This window comes from Vogesella fluminis, from assembly GCF_014652335.1.
Lineage (GTDB): Bacteria > Pseudomonadota > Gammaproteobacteria > Burkholderiales > Chromobacteriaceae > Vogesella > Vogesella fluminis.
Map to the genome: position 1 here is coordinate 18,193 of NZ_BMYP01000007.1, position 13,261 is coordinate 31,453.

The 13,261-nt window shown below is 64.0% G+C and carries 13 protein-coding genes; 10 read left to right on the top strand and 3 right to left on the bottom strand.

All coding sequences use genetic code 11. The annotated features are described in order from the left end of the window. Positions 1 to 831, bottom strand: a complete 831-nt coding sequence (dapF, locus tag IE083_RS03730) for a diaminopimelate epimerase (RefSeq protein ID WP_189352289.1) — start codon at positions 829 to 831, stop codon at positions 1 to 3. A gap of 122 nt (positions 832 to 953) precedes the next feature. Here dapF and IE083_RS03735 point away from each other — a divergent pair, with 122 nt between their 5' ends. Genes IE083_RS03735 through IE083_RS03745 form a run of 3 tightly spaced genes read left to right on the top strand, consistent with a single transcriptional unit; the run spans position 954 to position 2,904 of the window. Next, complete coding sequence (locus IE083_RS03735) at positions 954 to 1,532, top strand: TetR/AcrR family transcriptional regulator (protein WP_189352290.1); 579 nt, start codon at positions 954 to 956, stop codon at positions 1,530 to 1,532. 51 nt (positions 1,533 to 1,583) lie between these two features. Then, the gene (locus IE083_RS03740; RefSeq protein ID WP_189352291.1) at positions 1,584 to 2,081 is read left to right on the top strand and encodes a DUF4442 domain-containing protein; all 498 of its coding nucleotides are present in this window, start codon (positions 1,584 to 1,586) and stop codon (positions 2,079 to 2,081) included. 10 nt (positions 2,082 to 2,091) lie between these two features. After that, a complete protein-coding gene (locus tag IE083_RS03745) occupies positions 2,092 to 2,904 on the top strand; it encodes a crotonase/enoyl-CoA hydratase family protein (protein WP_189352292.1) in 813 nt (270 codons plus the stop codon). A 186-nt stretch (positions 2,905 to 3,090) separates the two neighbouring features. Here IE083_RS03745 and IE083_RS03750 read toward each other — a convergent pair whose 3' ends face one another. Both IE083_RS03750 and IE083_RS03755 read right to left on the bottom strand, forming a co-directional pair. After that, on the bottom strand, positions 3,091 to 4,578 hold the full coding sequence (locus IE083_RS03750; protein WP_189352293.1) for an aldehyde dehydrogenase: 1,488 nt from the start codon (positions 4,576 to 4,578) through the stop codon (positions 3,091 to 3,093). Between the two features lie 48 nt (positions 4,579 to 4,626). After that, on the bottom strand, positions 4,627 to 5,172 hold the full coding sequence (locus tag IE083_RS03755) for a cupin domain-containing protein (protein WP_189352294.1): 546 nt from the start codon (positions 5,170 to 5,172) through the stop codon (positions 4,627 to 4,629). A gap of 211 nt (positions 5,173 to 5,383) precedes the next feature. Between IE083_RS03755 and ald the strand changes: the two genes are divergently transcribed. The 7 genes from ald to IE083_RS03790 all read left to right on the top strand — a co-directional run bounded on the left by ald (position 5,384) and on the right by IE083_RS03790 (position 13,259). Then, positions 5,384 to 6,508: an alanine dehydrogenase gene (gene ald, locus IE083_RS03760; protein ID WP_189352295.1), complete on the top strand. Its 1,125-nt coding sequence runs from the start codon at positions 5,384 to 5,386 to the stop codon at positions 6,506 to 6,508. Between the two features lie 17 nt (positions 6,509 to 6,525). Continuing rightward, complete coding sequence (locus IE083_RS03765; protein ID WP_189352296.1) at positions 6,526 to 7,278, top strand: gamma-glutamyl-gamma-aminobutyrate hydrolase family protein; 753 nt, start codon at positions 6,526 to 6,528, stop codon at positions 7,276 to 7,278. 51 nt (positions 7,279 to 7,329) lie between these two features. Beyond that, a complete protein-coding gene (locus IE083_RS03770) occupies positions 7,330 to 8,664 on the top strand; it encodes a glutamine synthetase family protein (protein WP_189352297.1) in 1,335 nt (444 codons plus the stop codon). A 56-nt stretch (positions 8,665 to 8,720) separates the two neighbouring features. Then, positions 8,721 to 10,100 (top strand): aspartate aminotransferase family protein, encoded by a 1,380-nt coding sequence (locus tag IE083_RS03775; RefSeq protein ID WP_189352298.1) that lies wholly within the window; start codon positions 8,721 to 8,723, stop codon positions 10,098 to 10,100. Between the two features lie 198 nt (positions 10,101 to 10,298). After that, entirely contained in the window at positions 10,299 to 11,195 is an 897-nt protein-coding gene (gene motB / locus IE083_RS03780; protein ID WP_189352299.1) for a flagellar motor protein MotB, read from the top strand. Further along, on the top strand, positions 11,192 to 11,944 hold the full coding sequence (locus IE083_RS03785; RefSeq protein WP_189352300.1) for a class I SAM-dependent methyltransferase: 753 nt from the start codon (positions 11,192 to 11,194) through the stop codon (positions 11,942 to 11,944). Before motB ends, IE083_RS03785 begins: the two co-directional genes overlap by 4 nt. Next, a complete protein-coding gene (locus IE083_RS03790) occupies positions 11,931 to 13,259 on the top strand; it encodes a histidine kinase (protein WP_189352301.1) in 1,329 nt (442 codons plus the stop codon). Before IE083_RS03785 ends, IE083_RS03790 begins: the two co-directional genes overlap by 14 nt. Positions 13,260 to 13,261 lie beyond the last annotated feature (2 nt).

Genomic DNA, 13,261 nt, shown 5'->3' on the forward strand with positions numbered 1-13,261 from the left:
TCAGATTTCGATTTCACCGGTAAAGACGGTCACCGCCGGGCCGGTCATCTTCACCGGATGGCCGGGGCCGCCCCATTCGATACTCAGGTCGCCGCCACGAGTATGCACCAGTACGCGGCTGTCGAGCTGGCCGCGCTGGATGCCGGCCACCACCGCGGCGCAGGCGCCGGTGCCGCAGGCCAGGGTTTCGCCAGCGCCGCGTTCGTACACGCGCAGGCGGATTTCGCCGCGGTTCACGATCTGCATGAAGCCGGCGTTGACCTTTTCCGGGAAGCGTGGGTGCGATTCCACCAGCGGGCCCTGCTGGGCCACCGGTGCGCTGTCCACGTTATTGACGACGCAAACCGCGTGCGGGTTCCCCATCGACACCACGGTGACGTCGATCGAGTCGTCGCCGATGGCCAGCGGGTGGGTGATGGCGTCGCCGTCGGCGATGAACGGTACCTCCAACGATTTCAGCCGCGGTACGCCCATGTCCACCGTGATCTGGCCGTTGCCGTGGTATTCCGGCACGATCACGCCCTTGGCGGTCTCGACGCGGATGGCGCGCTTGTTGGTCAGCTTCTGCTCGGTGACGAACTTCACGAAACAGCGGGCGCCATTGCCGCACTGTTCCACTTCGCTGCCGTCGTTGTTGAAGATGCGGTAGCGGAAGTCGTTTGTGCCGTCGTGCGGGGCTTCCACCAGCAGCAACTGGTCAAAGCCGATGCCCAGGTGGCGGTCGCCAAGCTGGCGCAGGCGTTCCGGCGTCAGGCCTACCGTCTGGCGGATGCCATCCACCACCACAAAGTCGTTGCCGAGGCCGTGCATTTTGCTGAACTTGAGTTTCATGGGAGGTACGCGTGTGAGGTACGGCAAAGTAAAAGGCCATCATAACCGAATAATTTGGCAGCAAACAGCAGCACGACATGGCGTGCATTGACACCTTACTGACCAGTAAGTAGAGTCGCGGAATGAAGCCTGAAACCGACGCCCGTATTACCGATACGCGCAAAAAAATCCTCGACCTGGCGGAAGCACTAATGCTCTCGCGCGGGTTCAACGCCTTCAGCTACCAGCACATCAGTGCCGAGCTGGGAGTGCGCAATGCCGCCATCCACTACCACTTCCCGAAAAAGAGCGATCTGGGCGTGGCACTGATCGAGCGCTACTGCCGCCGCTTCGAGCGCTTCACCCAGGCGCAGGCCGAACTGTCACCGAGCGAGCAGCTGGAGCAGTACTTCGAGCTGGCCGACCGCTACTTCGGGCAGCAGCAGATCTGCCCGAGCGGCATCCTGTCGGCCGAGCTGCAGACCCTGCCCGACGACATGCGGCAGCAGACGCAGGCCTTTGTCGCGCTGATGCGTGGCTGGGCGGCGGACATCGTGCGCCGTGGCCGCGACGTCGGCGTGATGCACTATCCCGGTAGCGCCGAGGGCATGGGCGACGTGGTCTTCGCCGCGATGCAGGGCGCGCTGCAGTTGGCGCGCTTCGACCAGCAGGCGCTGCAATCGGTCAAGCTGCAGATACGGCAGCTGCTGGGCTGCCAGTAGTCATTCAAACAACAAGCAAATAACAACACGACAACACGAGAAGAGGGTTTGATGGAACAACAAAAAAACAGCATGTGCCGCATGGTGGACAAGACCGCGGCGCTGCCGGGCGGGTTGCGCTCCTGGGCGATCACCAAGCTATTCGGCAACTTCGTCCCGTTCCTGGGGACCGCTGGCCTGCGTTTCGACGAGGTCAGCCGCGAGCGCATGGTGGTCAGCATCCGTAACCGCAAGAAGGTGCAGAACCACATCAAGGGCCTGCACGCGGCGGCGATGGCGCTGCTGGCGGAAACGGCGACCGGCTTCGTGGTCGGCATGAACGTGCCGGACGACAAGCTGATGCTGCTGAAATCGATGAAGGTCGAGTACCTGAAGCGGGCGCAGGGCGACATGAAGGCGGTCGCGACGCTGGGGCGCGACCAGGTTGGCCGCATGGCGACGGAAGAGAAGGGCGACGTGCTGGTGGATGTGGTGGTGACCGACGAGTCCGGCGAATCCCCGATCCGCTGCGAGATGGTGTGGGCGTGGGTGCCCAAGAAGCGCAACTGAGGACGACACGATGAGCTATGACACGATCACCGTCGAGGTACGGCAACAGGTCGCCCACGTGGCGCTGAACCGCCCGGACAAGGCCAATTCGCTGAACGAGGCGATGTGGCAGGAGTTGCAGCAGGCGATGGAATGGTGCGACGCCGAGCCGCAGGTACGCGCCGTGGTGCTGTCCGGCAACGGCAAGCATTTCTGCGCTGGCATCGACCTTGCGATGCTGATGAACATGCAGCGCGCCATCGAGGATAGCTGCGAGGCGCGCAAGCGCGACAAGTTGCGGCGACTGATCGTCGGCCTGCAAGCCAATGTCAGCAGCCTGGAGCTGTGCCGCAAGCCGGTGATTGCCGCCATCCACGGCGCCTGTGTCGGTGGCGCGCTGGACATCGTGCTGGCCGCCGACATCCGCCTGGCCGCCGAGGGCGCCGTGTTCAGCGTGCGCGAGGTCGATGTCGGCATGGTCGCCGACGTCGGCAGTCTGCAGCGCCTGGCGCGGGTGGTGGGCGAGGGCAATGCCCGCGAGCTGGCGCTGACCGCACGCGACGTGCCGGCGGACGAGGCGCGGGCGATGCAGCTGGTCAATCGCGTGCTGCCGGATCGCGAAGCGCTGTTGCAGGCGGCGGAGGCGATGGCGCTACAGATCGCGGCCAAGTCGCCGCTGGCGGTGCAAGGCACCAAGGAAATCCTCAACTACAGCCGCGACCATAGCGTGGCCGAAGGGCTGAACTACGTGGCGACCTGGAACGCGGCGATGCTGATGTCGGAAGACATCCAGGTGGCGGTGATGGCGGCGGTCAGCGGCGAGCGGCCGGTGTTCCGCGACTAGCTGCGCGGGGTAGCGTCCGGCGTAGCGCGGCAGCAGTCTGCGCGTCGCGGCCAGCGCCGTTCACGGCTTGCGGCCAACCTTGTCGCCAAGGTTGGCCGCAATGCTTTTGGGGCGGGTGTCGGCTACGGCCGGCCAATGAAAAACGGGCCGCGAAGGCCCGTTGTCGTTGCCGGCGTCGCGCCGGTGTTACAGCTTGATCAGCGTCGATTTCAGCTCGGTGTACTTTTCCAGTGCGTGCAGCGACTTGTCGCGGCCGTTGCCGGACTGCTTGAAGCCGCCGAACGGGAAGTTCATGTCGCCGCCCTCGTCGTAGCAGTTCACCCACACCGTGCCGGCGCGCAGGCGGCGCGACACCTTGTGCGCGGTGCTCAGGTCACTGGTCCACACCGCGGCGGCGAGGCCGTATTCGCTGTCGTTGGCGATGCGGATCGCCTCGTCCACGTCCTTGAAGGTGATGATGGCCAGCACCGGCCCGAAGATCTCCTCGCGGCAGATGGTCATGTCCGGCCCGGTGCAGACAAAGGCGGTCGGCTCGATGAACAGGCCCTTGTCGGTATGCGCGGCCTTGCCGCCGCACACCAGTTCCGCACCCTCGGTCAGGCCCTTGTCGATATAGGACAGCACCTTGTCGTACTGCACGCGGTCGACGATGGCGCCCATGCTGGTGGCCGGGTCCAGCGGATCGGCCGGCTGGTAGTGCGCGGCCGCCTTCTTGAACTCGGTGATGAAGGCGTCCTTGATGTCTTGGTGCACCAGCAGGCGCGAGCCGGCGGTGCACATCTCGCCCATATTGTAGAAGATGGCGCCGGCGGCCGCGCGTGCTGCCTTGGCCAGGTCCGGGCAGTCCGGCAGCACGATGTTGGGCGACTTGCCGCCCAGCTCCAGCCAGGCGCGCTTGAGGTTGGATTGCGCGGCAGCTGTGGCGATCAGCTTGCCGACGCCGGTGGAGCCGGTAAAGGCGATGCAGTCGATATCCATGTGTTCCGCCAGCGCCTTGCCGACGTCGCCGGCACCCGGTAACACCTGGAACACGCCGTCCGGCATGCCGGCCTCCTTGGCCAGAGCCGCGAGGCGGATGGCGGTCAGCGGCGATTTTTCCGACGGCTTGACGATTACGGCGTTGCCGGCGGCCAGCGCCGGGCCGAATTTCCAGCTCGCCATCAGGATGGGGAAGTTCCACGGCACCACGGCGGCGACCACGCCGATGGCTTCGCGGGTGACCAGGCCGACGATCTTCGGGTCCACCGGGGCGACTTCGCCGCCGATCTTGTCGATGGCCTCGGCGAACCACTCCACACAGTAGGCGGCACCGGGTACGTCTACACTGGTGGTATCGCCGATCGGTTTGCCGGCGTCCAGGGTTTCCAGTAGTGCCAGCTCGTCACCATGCTCGCGGATCAGCGCGGCGAAGCGCTTCAGGATGCGGCCGCGGGCCAGCGGTGCCAGCTCCGACCACTTGCCGCTGTCGAAGGCGCGGCGCGCGGCCTTGACCGCCTGTTCTACTTCCGGCGCGCCGGCCCAGCTGATGCTGGCCAGGTGCTGGCCGTTGGCCGGGTTGATGCAGTCGAAGGTGCGCCCGTCTGCTGCTGCCACATACTGGCCGTCGATGAAGGCGCGGCCTTCGATGGTGAGCGTGCGGGCAAATGCCTGCCATTCTGCATGGGTGCGAGCCATGGTGTTTCTCCTTTGTTGTGTCGGGTCCGCCCCGTAGCAGGAGGCGGTTCAGAACGTCGGCGGAGAGCTGGCGCTGACGATCTCGCAGCACTCGTCGCTGACGTTGCGGAAACGGTGCGGCTGGCGACTGTCGAAGTAATAGGCGTCGCCGGGGCCGAGGATGCGTGCTTCGTTATTGACGGTGATCTCGATCTGGCCGCGAATGATCACGCCGCCCTCCTGGCCGTCATGGGTGAGCATGTCCGGTCCGGTGTCGGCAAACGGCTCGTACACTTCGCGCAGGATGGCGATGTCGCGCCGCTCGTGCGAGGTGCCGACCAGCAGCAACTGGATCTGGTCGTTGCCGAGGTTGGGCAGTTCGTCCTTGTCGTAGAACACGCGTGGTGCTTGCGGGTCTGCGTCGAAGGTGAAAAAGTCGGACAGGGTCATCGGCAGACCCTCCAGCACTTTTCGCAGCGAACTGATCGACGGGCTGACGCGGTTCTGCTCGATCAGCGAGATCGTACCGTTGGTAACGCCCGCTCTTTTGGCCAGTTCACGCTGCGAAAGACCCATGCGTTCGCGAACCATCCTTAATCGTGCTCCAACATCCATGCTTCCTGTCCAATCTGTATGTTAATAATTTTAGACGTACAACGATGAGGATTTTGACTACTTTGAGCCCGTCTGTTGCGCCGCAATAACGAAATTTCTTTGCAACCCGTGCATTTTATAGTCAAAATTAGTGTGTGAATGCAAGTTTGTTGTATATTTTTTTAAACAACTGTGGCTCAGAGCTTCACGACATCACCCAAAGGAGAGTGCTATGTTAATCGGCGTTCCGAAGGAGATCAAAAATCATGAGTACCGTGTCGGCCTGACACCGTCCGGTGCGCGTGAACTGGTGGCACATGGCCACAAGGTGCTGGTGCAAAGCCAGGCCGGGCTCGGCATCGGCTTTGCCGACGAGCAGTATCTGCAGGCCGGCGCCACCATCGTGTCACGGCCGGAAGAAATCTTTGCCACGGCCGAGATGATCATCAAGGTCAAGGAGCCGCAACCGGCCGAGTGTCGCATGTTGCGCCCGGAGCAGTTGCTGTTCACCTATCTGCATCTGGCGCCGGATCCGGAACAGACGCAGTTGTTGCTGGAATCCGGCGCCGTGGCCATCGCCTACGAGACGGTGACCGACGAGCGCGGCGGCCTGCCGCTGCTGGCGCCGATGTCAGAAGTGGCCGGTCGCATGGCGGTGCAGGCCGGTGCCCACGCGCTGGAAAAGGCGCAGGGTGGCCGTGGCGTGCTGCTCGGCGGCGTGCCCGGTGTGGCGCCGGCGCGGGTGGTGGTGCTGGGCGGCGGGGTGGTCGGCCTCAATGCGGCGCGGATGGCGCTGGGGCTGGGCGCGGACGTGACCCTGCTGGACAAGTCGCTGGCGCGGCTGAAAGAGATCGACATGCTGTTCGGCAGCGGCATCAAGACGCTGATGTCCAACAGCAGCAATATTGAAGAGGCGGTGCGCGACGCGGATCTGATCATCGGCGCGGTGCTGGTGCCGGGCGCGGCGGCGCCGAAACTGCTCAATCGCGCGATGCTGAAACAGCTGCGCGCCGGAGCGGTACTGGTGGATGTCGCCATCGACCAGGGAGGCTGCTTTGAAACCAGCCGGCCGACCACGCACCAGCACCCGACCTATATTGTTGACGGCATCGTGCACTATTGCGTTGCCAACATGCCCGGTGGTGTCGCCAGAACCGCCACCATGGCGCTGACCAATGCCACGCTGCCGTATGCTCTGGAGCTGGCGGATAAAGGTTGGCCGCAGGCCCTGCAGGACAACGCGCACCTGCGTCACGGTCTGAACATCTGTTGTGGCAAAGTGACTCATGCGGCGGTGGCGCGCGATCTCGGTTACGACTACGTCGATCCGCTGACCGCGCTGAAAGCGGCGCTGTAAAACCAACCGAGGTAACCATGCAAGCGATTATCGGCATCCCCTGCGATGTCAAAACCATAGGCCTGTTTCCCTTCCACGCGGTGGGCGAGAAGTACATCACCGCGGCGGTGGGGGCGGCCGGCGGCGTGGCCGTGCTGATCCCGTCGCTGGGCGATGCGGCGCAACTGGACGCGATCATTAACCTGGTGGACGGCATCCTGCTGCCGGGTTCGCCGTCCAATATCGAGCCGCACCACTACCAGGGCGTGCCCAGCCGTCCCGGCACCCTGCACGACAAGGCGCGCGACGCCACCACGCTGCCGCTGGTGCGGCGGGTGATCGACGCCGGCATCCCGCTCCTGGGCATCTGCCGCGGCTTTCAGGAGATCAACGTGGTGCTGGGCGGCGAGTTGCACCAGCACGTGCAGGAGCAGCCGGGGCTGAATGACCACCGCGAGCCGCAGACTGAGGATCTGGATCTGATGTACGGCCCGGCGCACAGCGTGCAGTTCACCGCCGGCAGCTGGCTGCAGCACTGGCTAGGCCGCGACGGCGCCCGGGTCAATTCCATCCATCAGCAGGGCATCAAGCGGCTGGCCGACGGCCTGATCGCCGAGGCGGTGGCCGAGGACGGGCTGATCGAGGCCTATCGTGTCGGCAGCGCCAGCAACTTTGCCTATGCCGTGCAGTGGCATCCAGAATGGAAGTACTGGGAGAACGACGTGTCCCAAGCAATTTTCGAGGCTTTCGGCACAGCTTGCCGGGAGCGCCGTATGCGTCGCAACCAATAGACGTACTCGGCAAAACCGCCGGCAAGACCGGTAAAAAAGAGGAAATGCATCATGAATCACCAATTGTTTGAATGGCTGCGCGACAACCGCATCACCGAAATGGAATGTATCGTTCCGGACATGACCGGCGTCGCCCGCGGCAAGATCGTCCCAAAAGACAAGTTTGTTTCCGATCAGGAAATGCGCCTGCCGGAAGCCGTGCTGATCCAGACCGTCACCGGCGATTATCCCGACGACAGCATGCTGGACCTGACCGACCCGGACATGGTGCTGATGCCGGATCCGAACACCATGCGCTTCGTGCCGTGGGCCACCGATCCGACCGCACAGCTGATCTACGATGCGCTGCGTCCGGATGGCTCGATGGTGGAGGTCGCCCCGCGCAACGTGCTCAAGCGCGTGCTGGCGTTGTATGAGGCCCAAGGTTGGGAGCCGGTGGTGGCACCGGAGATGGAGTTCTACCTGCTGTCGCCCAACCCTGATCCTGATATTCCACTGGCACCGCCTATCGGTCGTACCGGCCGTGCCGAATTCGGCCGCCGTTCCTACGCCATCGACGCGGTCAACGAGTTCGATCCGCTGTTCGAGGACATCTACGACTACTGCCACGCACAGAACCTGGAAGTCGACACGCTGATTCACGAAATCGGCACCGCGCAGATGGAAATCAACTTCATGCACGGCAATGCGCTGGACCTGTCCGACCAGGTGTTCCTGTTCAAGCGTACCGTGCGCGAGGCCGCCTTCCGTCACGGCATGTACGCCACTTTCATGGCCAAGCCGATGGAGGCGGAGCCGGGCAGTGCGATGCACATTCACCAGAGCGTGCTGAACAAGCACACTGGCAAGAACCTGTTCTCCGCAGCGGATGGCAAGCCGACCGAGCACTTCTTCCACTTCATCGGCGGTCTGCAGCACTACCTGCCGGAGTGCATGCCGTTCTTTGCACCGTACGTGAACTCCTTCCGTCGCCTGTCGCCGTACACCGCGGCACCGACCAACGTGGAGTGGGGCTACGACAACCGTACCGTCGGCCTGCGCGTGCCGCACTCGTCGCCGGTTGCGCGCCGCGTGGAAAACCGGGTGCCGGGCGTGGACGTGAACCCGTACATCGCGATGGCCGCCACCCTGGCCTGCGGCTACCTCGGCATGATGAACCAGATCAAGCCGCGCGATCCGCTGGCCAGCGACGCCTACGAGCTGCCGTTCCAGTTCCCGCATGGCACCGAGGAGGCGCTGGTTCGCCTCAAGGCCTGCAGCGACGTGGCCGAGGTGATGGGGCCGCGCTTCGTCGAGATGTATGTCGGCATGAAGGAAAAGGAATTCGCCGAATACTTCCGCGTCATCAGCCCGTGGGAACGCAAGTTCCTGCTGTTACACGTTTAAATCGAGCCGCAAGCGGGAGGCGCAGACCTCCCGTTATCCAAATCAGGAGAGATTTCATGAAGCATCAGCGCAGCACCGCCCAATGGCGGGAAATGGACGCCGCACACCACCTGCACCCGTTTACCGACACCGCCTCCCTGAACGCACAGGGGGTACGCATGATTACCCATGCGGACGGCATCTACCTGTGGGACAGCGAGGGCAACAAAATCATCGACGGCATGGCCGGCCTGTGGTGCGTCAATATCGGCTACGGCCGCAAGGACCTGCCGGAGATTGCCAAGCGCCAGATGGAAGAGCTGGCTTATTACAATACCTTCTTCAAGACCTCGCACCCGGCGGTGGTCGAGCTGTCGCACCTGCTGGCGGAAGTGGCGCCCAAGGGCTTTGACCACGTGTTCTACACCAACTCCGGCTCGGAGTCGGTGGACACCATGATCCGCATGGTGCGCCGCTACTGGGACGTGAAGGGCAAGCCGCAGAAGAAAACCCTGATCGGGCGCTGGAACGGCTACCACGGCTCCACCATCGGTGGCGCCAGCCTGGGCGGCATGAGTTATATGCACGAGCAGGGCGACCTGCCGATTCCGGGCATCGTGCACGTGCAGCAGCCGTGGCACTACAAGTACGGCAAGGGCATGAGCGCCGACGAGTTCGGCCTGCTTGCCGCCAGCTGGATCGAGGACAAGATTCTGGAAGTGGGTGCCGACAAGGTGGCCGCCTTCGTCGGCGAGCCGATCCAGGGTGCCGGCGGCGTGATCATCCCGCCGGCCAGCTACTGGCCGGAAGTGGAACGCATCTGCCGCAAGTACGACATCCTGCTGGTCGCCGACGAGGTGATCTGCGGCTTCGGTCGTACCGGCCACTGGTTCGGCCAGCAGCAATTCGGCTTCACCCCGGACATCTTCACCACCGCCAAGGGCCTGTCGTCCGGCTATTTGCCGATCGGCGCCGTATTCGTGGGTAACGAGGTAGCGGCAACGTTGGCCGCAGGCGGCGATTTCAACCACGGCTTTACCTACTCCGGTCACCCGGTGGCGGCGGCGGTGGCCCACGCCAACGTCAAGGCGCTGCGTGACGAGGGTATCGTCGCCGCCGTGCACGAGGACACCGGCCCGTACATGCAAAAACGCTGGCGCGAGGCGTTCTCCCGCTTCGAGCATGTCGACGACGTGCGCGGTGTCGGCCTGATCCAGGCGTTCACCCTGGTCAAGGACAAGGCCAGCCAGACGCTGTTTGACAACTGGGGCGAGATCGGCCTGATGTGCCGCGACATCTTCTTCCGGCATGGCCTGATCATGCGTGCCTGCGGCGATCACATCGTATCGGCGCCGCCGCTGATCATCAGCAAGGACCAGATCGACGAGATGATCGCCACCGCGGTCGAGTGCATGGAAATCTTCGAGCAGAAACTGAAGGAACGCGGACTGGCCTGAGGCCGTAGCCGCGACGGCGTGGCTTTTGCAAGCAGCAAAGCGGGTTTGATTATACAATCAACCCGCTTTTTTATTGCCGGCCGGCCATGATGCCCGTGGCGTGATTGTGCGGCTGGCAAGCACCGGCAGCTTTGGTTATGCTGATACGGCATGCTGCTTTCCTGATACTCCAGACTCAAAACGAGGCCACGACTGACAATGGCTGACGAATCACAACGCCCCATCATCATCAAACGCATCAAGAAAGGCCACGGCGGCCACCATGGCGGTGCCTGGAAGATCGCCTATGCCGACTTCGTAACGGCAATGATGGCGTTTTTCCTGCTGATGTGGCTGCTGGGCTCGACCTCGGCCGGTGCCCTTAGCGGGATTTCCCAGTATTTCCAGATGCCGCTGAAGCTGGCGCTGCAGGGCGGCGAGGGGGCCGGCGACGCCACCGCGGCGATTCCCGGTGGCGGTACCGACCTGACCCGGCAATCCGGCCAGGTCAAACGCGGCAATCCGGATCCGGCCAGCGGGCAGAAGCGGGCAGAACTGAGCAAGCTGCAGCAGCGCATCCAGCAAAAGCTGCAGCAGAAGATGGAACAGAGTGCGGTACTGAAGTCGTTCAAGGACCAGATCAAGCTGGAGATGACGCCGGAAGGGCTGCGCATCCAGCTGATCGACGAGCAGAACCGGCCGATGTTCCAGTCCGGCGGCGCGCTGCCGATGGAGCACACGCGGGTGCTGCTGCAGGAAATCGGCCGCGAGCTGAACGAAGTGACCAACAAGATCAGCATTTCCGGTCATACCGACGCCACCCGCTTTGCCGGGGCGGCCACCGGCTATACCAACTGGGAGCTGTCGGCCGACCGGGCCAATGCCGCGCGCCGCGAGCTGATCGGCGGCGGCATGCTGGATGAGAAAGTGTTGCGCGTGGTGGGGCTGGCGTCGGCGGACCCGCTGAACAAGCAGAACGTGTTCAGCCCGGAAAACCGCCGTATCGCCATCGTGATCCTGAACGAGGAGACCGAGAGCCAGATTCGCGGCCAGGAACCGGTGGCGGAAGCGGCGCCGGTGGCAGCTGCGCCTGCGGGAGCGCCGGCAGCACCATGACACGGCTGATTGCCTTGTTGCGCCATGCCGGTATCCAGCTGCTGGCGGTGTTGCTGGCCTGGGTATTCTGGGCGCCGCTGGCTACGCCGCTGCCCTGGCTCGTGGCGCAGTGCCTGCTGGCGCTACTGCTGGCCGGCGTGCTGCGCTGCTCGCTGCCGCAGCGCCTGCTGCACCTGCTGTTCATGCCGCTGGTGGTGCTGGCACTGTGGCAGCAGTGGGCATCGTGGCTGTATCTGGGCGGCTTCGTGCTGCTGTTTGCCCTTAGCCGCAATGCGCTGACCGAGCGGGTGCCCTTGTACCTGTCGTCGCAGGAAAGCATTGTCACGCTGGCGCAATGGCTGCCGCCGGGGGCTGCGGTGCTGGATCTGGGCAGCGGCGACGGCCGGGTGGTGCTGCAGCTGGCGCGACAACGTGCCGATCTGCAGCTGTGCGGTGTGGAGAACGCGCTGCTGCCGTGGCTGTGGTCGCGCTGGCGCTACCTGCGCGCCGGGCGGCCGGCCAATGTCAGCCTGCGCTACGGCAATTTCTGGGATATGGACTGGTCACGTTTCGACGTGATCCATGCCTTCCTGTCACCGGCGCCGATGGCGCGGGTGTGGGCGCATTTCCGGCAGCATGCGGCCAACCATGCGCAGCTGGTGAGCAACAGCTTCGGGATCGCGGCGGTGCTGCCGCAGCAACGGCTGCCACTGAACGGGCCATTACAAAAAGAACTCCTCATCTGGGGACACAATCATGGACATCGCTAACTGGCTGTCATCCCTGTCGGAAAACCGCTGGCCCATCCTGCCCGCCACTGCGGTCGAGGTGCGGCAGATGCTGTCGCTGCCTGGCGATCGCATCGTGTTTTCCGAGCTGTCCAACCTGACCCTGTCCGACCCCTTCCTGCTGCTGGACCTGATGCGCCTGGTCGGCGCCTCGCGCGCACTGCAGCGCAGCGAGGCGCATCCTACCGTCGAGCAGATGCTGATGCTGCTGGGGCTGGAGGTGATCACCGCGCGCTATCGCCAGATCCCGGCGCTCTCCACCGTGCACGGCAAGCTGGACCAGGAGGTGGTCGATGCGGTCGGTGACTGGCTGGGCCGTTCGCGGGTCGCCGCCTTCATCATCAAGGAGTGGCTGGCGATCACCGGTGAATACAAGGTCGAGGACTGCTTCATCGCCGCGCTGGTGTACAACCTGCCGGCCTGCCTGTACCTGATTTACCGCAACCGCCTGCCGGCCGGGCCGCTGCTGCACGAGGTGGCGGACGTGTTCGCGCTGGACTACCCCAAGATCGTCGAGCAGTTCATCCAGCGCATGCCGCTGCCGTCCGGCTTGCTCGATACCCTCGGCGCCGGGCCGGTCAACCGCCGCAAGCAGCTGCTGAAGCTGGCGATTGCCACCGCCAATGCGGTGGACCAGGGCTGGTGGCGGCCGCAGTGGAATATCGGCATCGAGGCGGCGGCCAAGCTGATCGGCTGCCGGGTCGACAACGCACAGCAGGTGGTGCAGCAGGCGATCCTGCAGGTGGCGCGCCACCCGCGCGCGCCGGGTTACACCTACCCGGCGCGGGCCTACCTGTACATTCCCGGCCCGTTCCCGCAGCGAAACAGACAGGACGAGGTTGCCACCCTCACCGGCGAGCAGCAGCTGGAAAAGGCGCTGTTGGAGTCGCTGCGCCACCTCGCCAACGACATCCAGTTCGAGCGCATCATGTTCCTGCGTTACGACCAGCCCAGCCATTCGCTGAAAATGCGCTACCAGATCGGGCTGGAAGACAAGCACCCGCTGCGCAAGCACATTGTGGCGCTGGAGCCGGGCTCATTCTTCGCGCTGCTCACCAGCCGGCCGCAGAGTTTCCACGCGCCGGCCTCGACGTGCGCGCAGCTGGCACGCAAATACCAGGACGAATTCTTCACCCATCTCGGCGAAGGCCACTTCGCCTGCATGTCGGTGTTCTCCGGTCACAAGCTGGCCGGCGTCTTCTTTGTGGACAACTATCGCAGCAACAAGGCGATCGACGACGACAGCTACCACCGCTTCAAGGAAACGGTATTCCGGGTGTCGCAACTCACTTTCTAGGC

What these genes read in the sequence shown, in the direction of transcription:
- IE083_RS03745 (WP_189352292.1), top strand. Translation starts at nt 2,092, where the DNA reads ATGAGCTATGACACGATCACCGTCGAGGTACGGCAACAGGTCGCCCAC.
- IE083_RS03735 (WP_189352290.1), top strand. Translation starts at nt 954, where the DNA reads ATGAAGCCTGAAACCGACGCCCGTATTACCGATACGCGCAAAAAAATC.
- IE083_RS03775 (WP_189352298.1), top strand. Translation starts at nt 8,721, where the DNA reads ATGAAGCATCAGCGCAGCACCGCCCAATGGCGGGAAATGGACGCCGCA.
- motB (WP_189352299.1), top strand. Translation starts at nt 10,299, where the DNA reads ATGGCTGACGAATCACAACGCCCCATCATCATCAAACGCATCAAGAAA.
- IE083_RS03785 (WP_189352300.1), top strand. Translation starts at nt 11,192, where the DNA reads ATGACACGGCTGATTGCCTTGTTGCGCCATGCCGGTATCCAGCTGCTG.
- IE083_RS03770 (WP_189352297.1), top strand. Translation starts at nt 7,330, where the DNA reads ATGAATCACCAATTGTTTGAATGGCTGCGCGACAACCGCATCACCGAA.
- IE083_RS03750 (WP_189352293.1), bottom strand. Translation starts at nt 4,578, where the DNA reads ATGGCTCGCACCCATGCAGAATGGCAGGCATTTGCCCGCACGCTCACC.
- IE083_RS03790 (WP_189352301.1), top strand. Translation starts at nt 11,931, where the DNA reads ATGGACATCGCTAACTGGCTGTCATCCCTGTCGGAAAACCGCTGGCCC.
- dapF (WP_189352289.1), bottom strand. Translation starts at nt 831, where the DNA reads ATGAAACTCAAGTTCAGCAAAATGCACGGCCTCGGCAACGACTTTGTG.
- IE083_RS03765 (WP_189352296.1), top strand. Translation starts at nt 6,526, where the DNA reads ATGCAAGCGATTATCGGCATCCCCTGCGATGTCAAAACCATAGGCCTG.
- IE083_RS03755 (WP_189352294.1), bottom strand. Translation starts at nt 5,172, where the DNA reads ATGGATGTTGGAGCACGATTAAGGATGGTTCGCGAACGCATGGGTCTT.
- IE083_RS03740 (WP_189352291.1), top strand. Translation starts at nt 1,584, where the DNA reads ATGGAACAACAAAAAAACAGCATGTGCCGCATGGTGGACAAGACCGCG.
- ald (WP_189352295.1), top strand. Translation starts at nt 5,384, where the DNA reads ATGTTAATCGGCGTTCCGAAGGAGATCAAAAATCATGAGTACCGTGTC.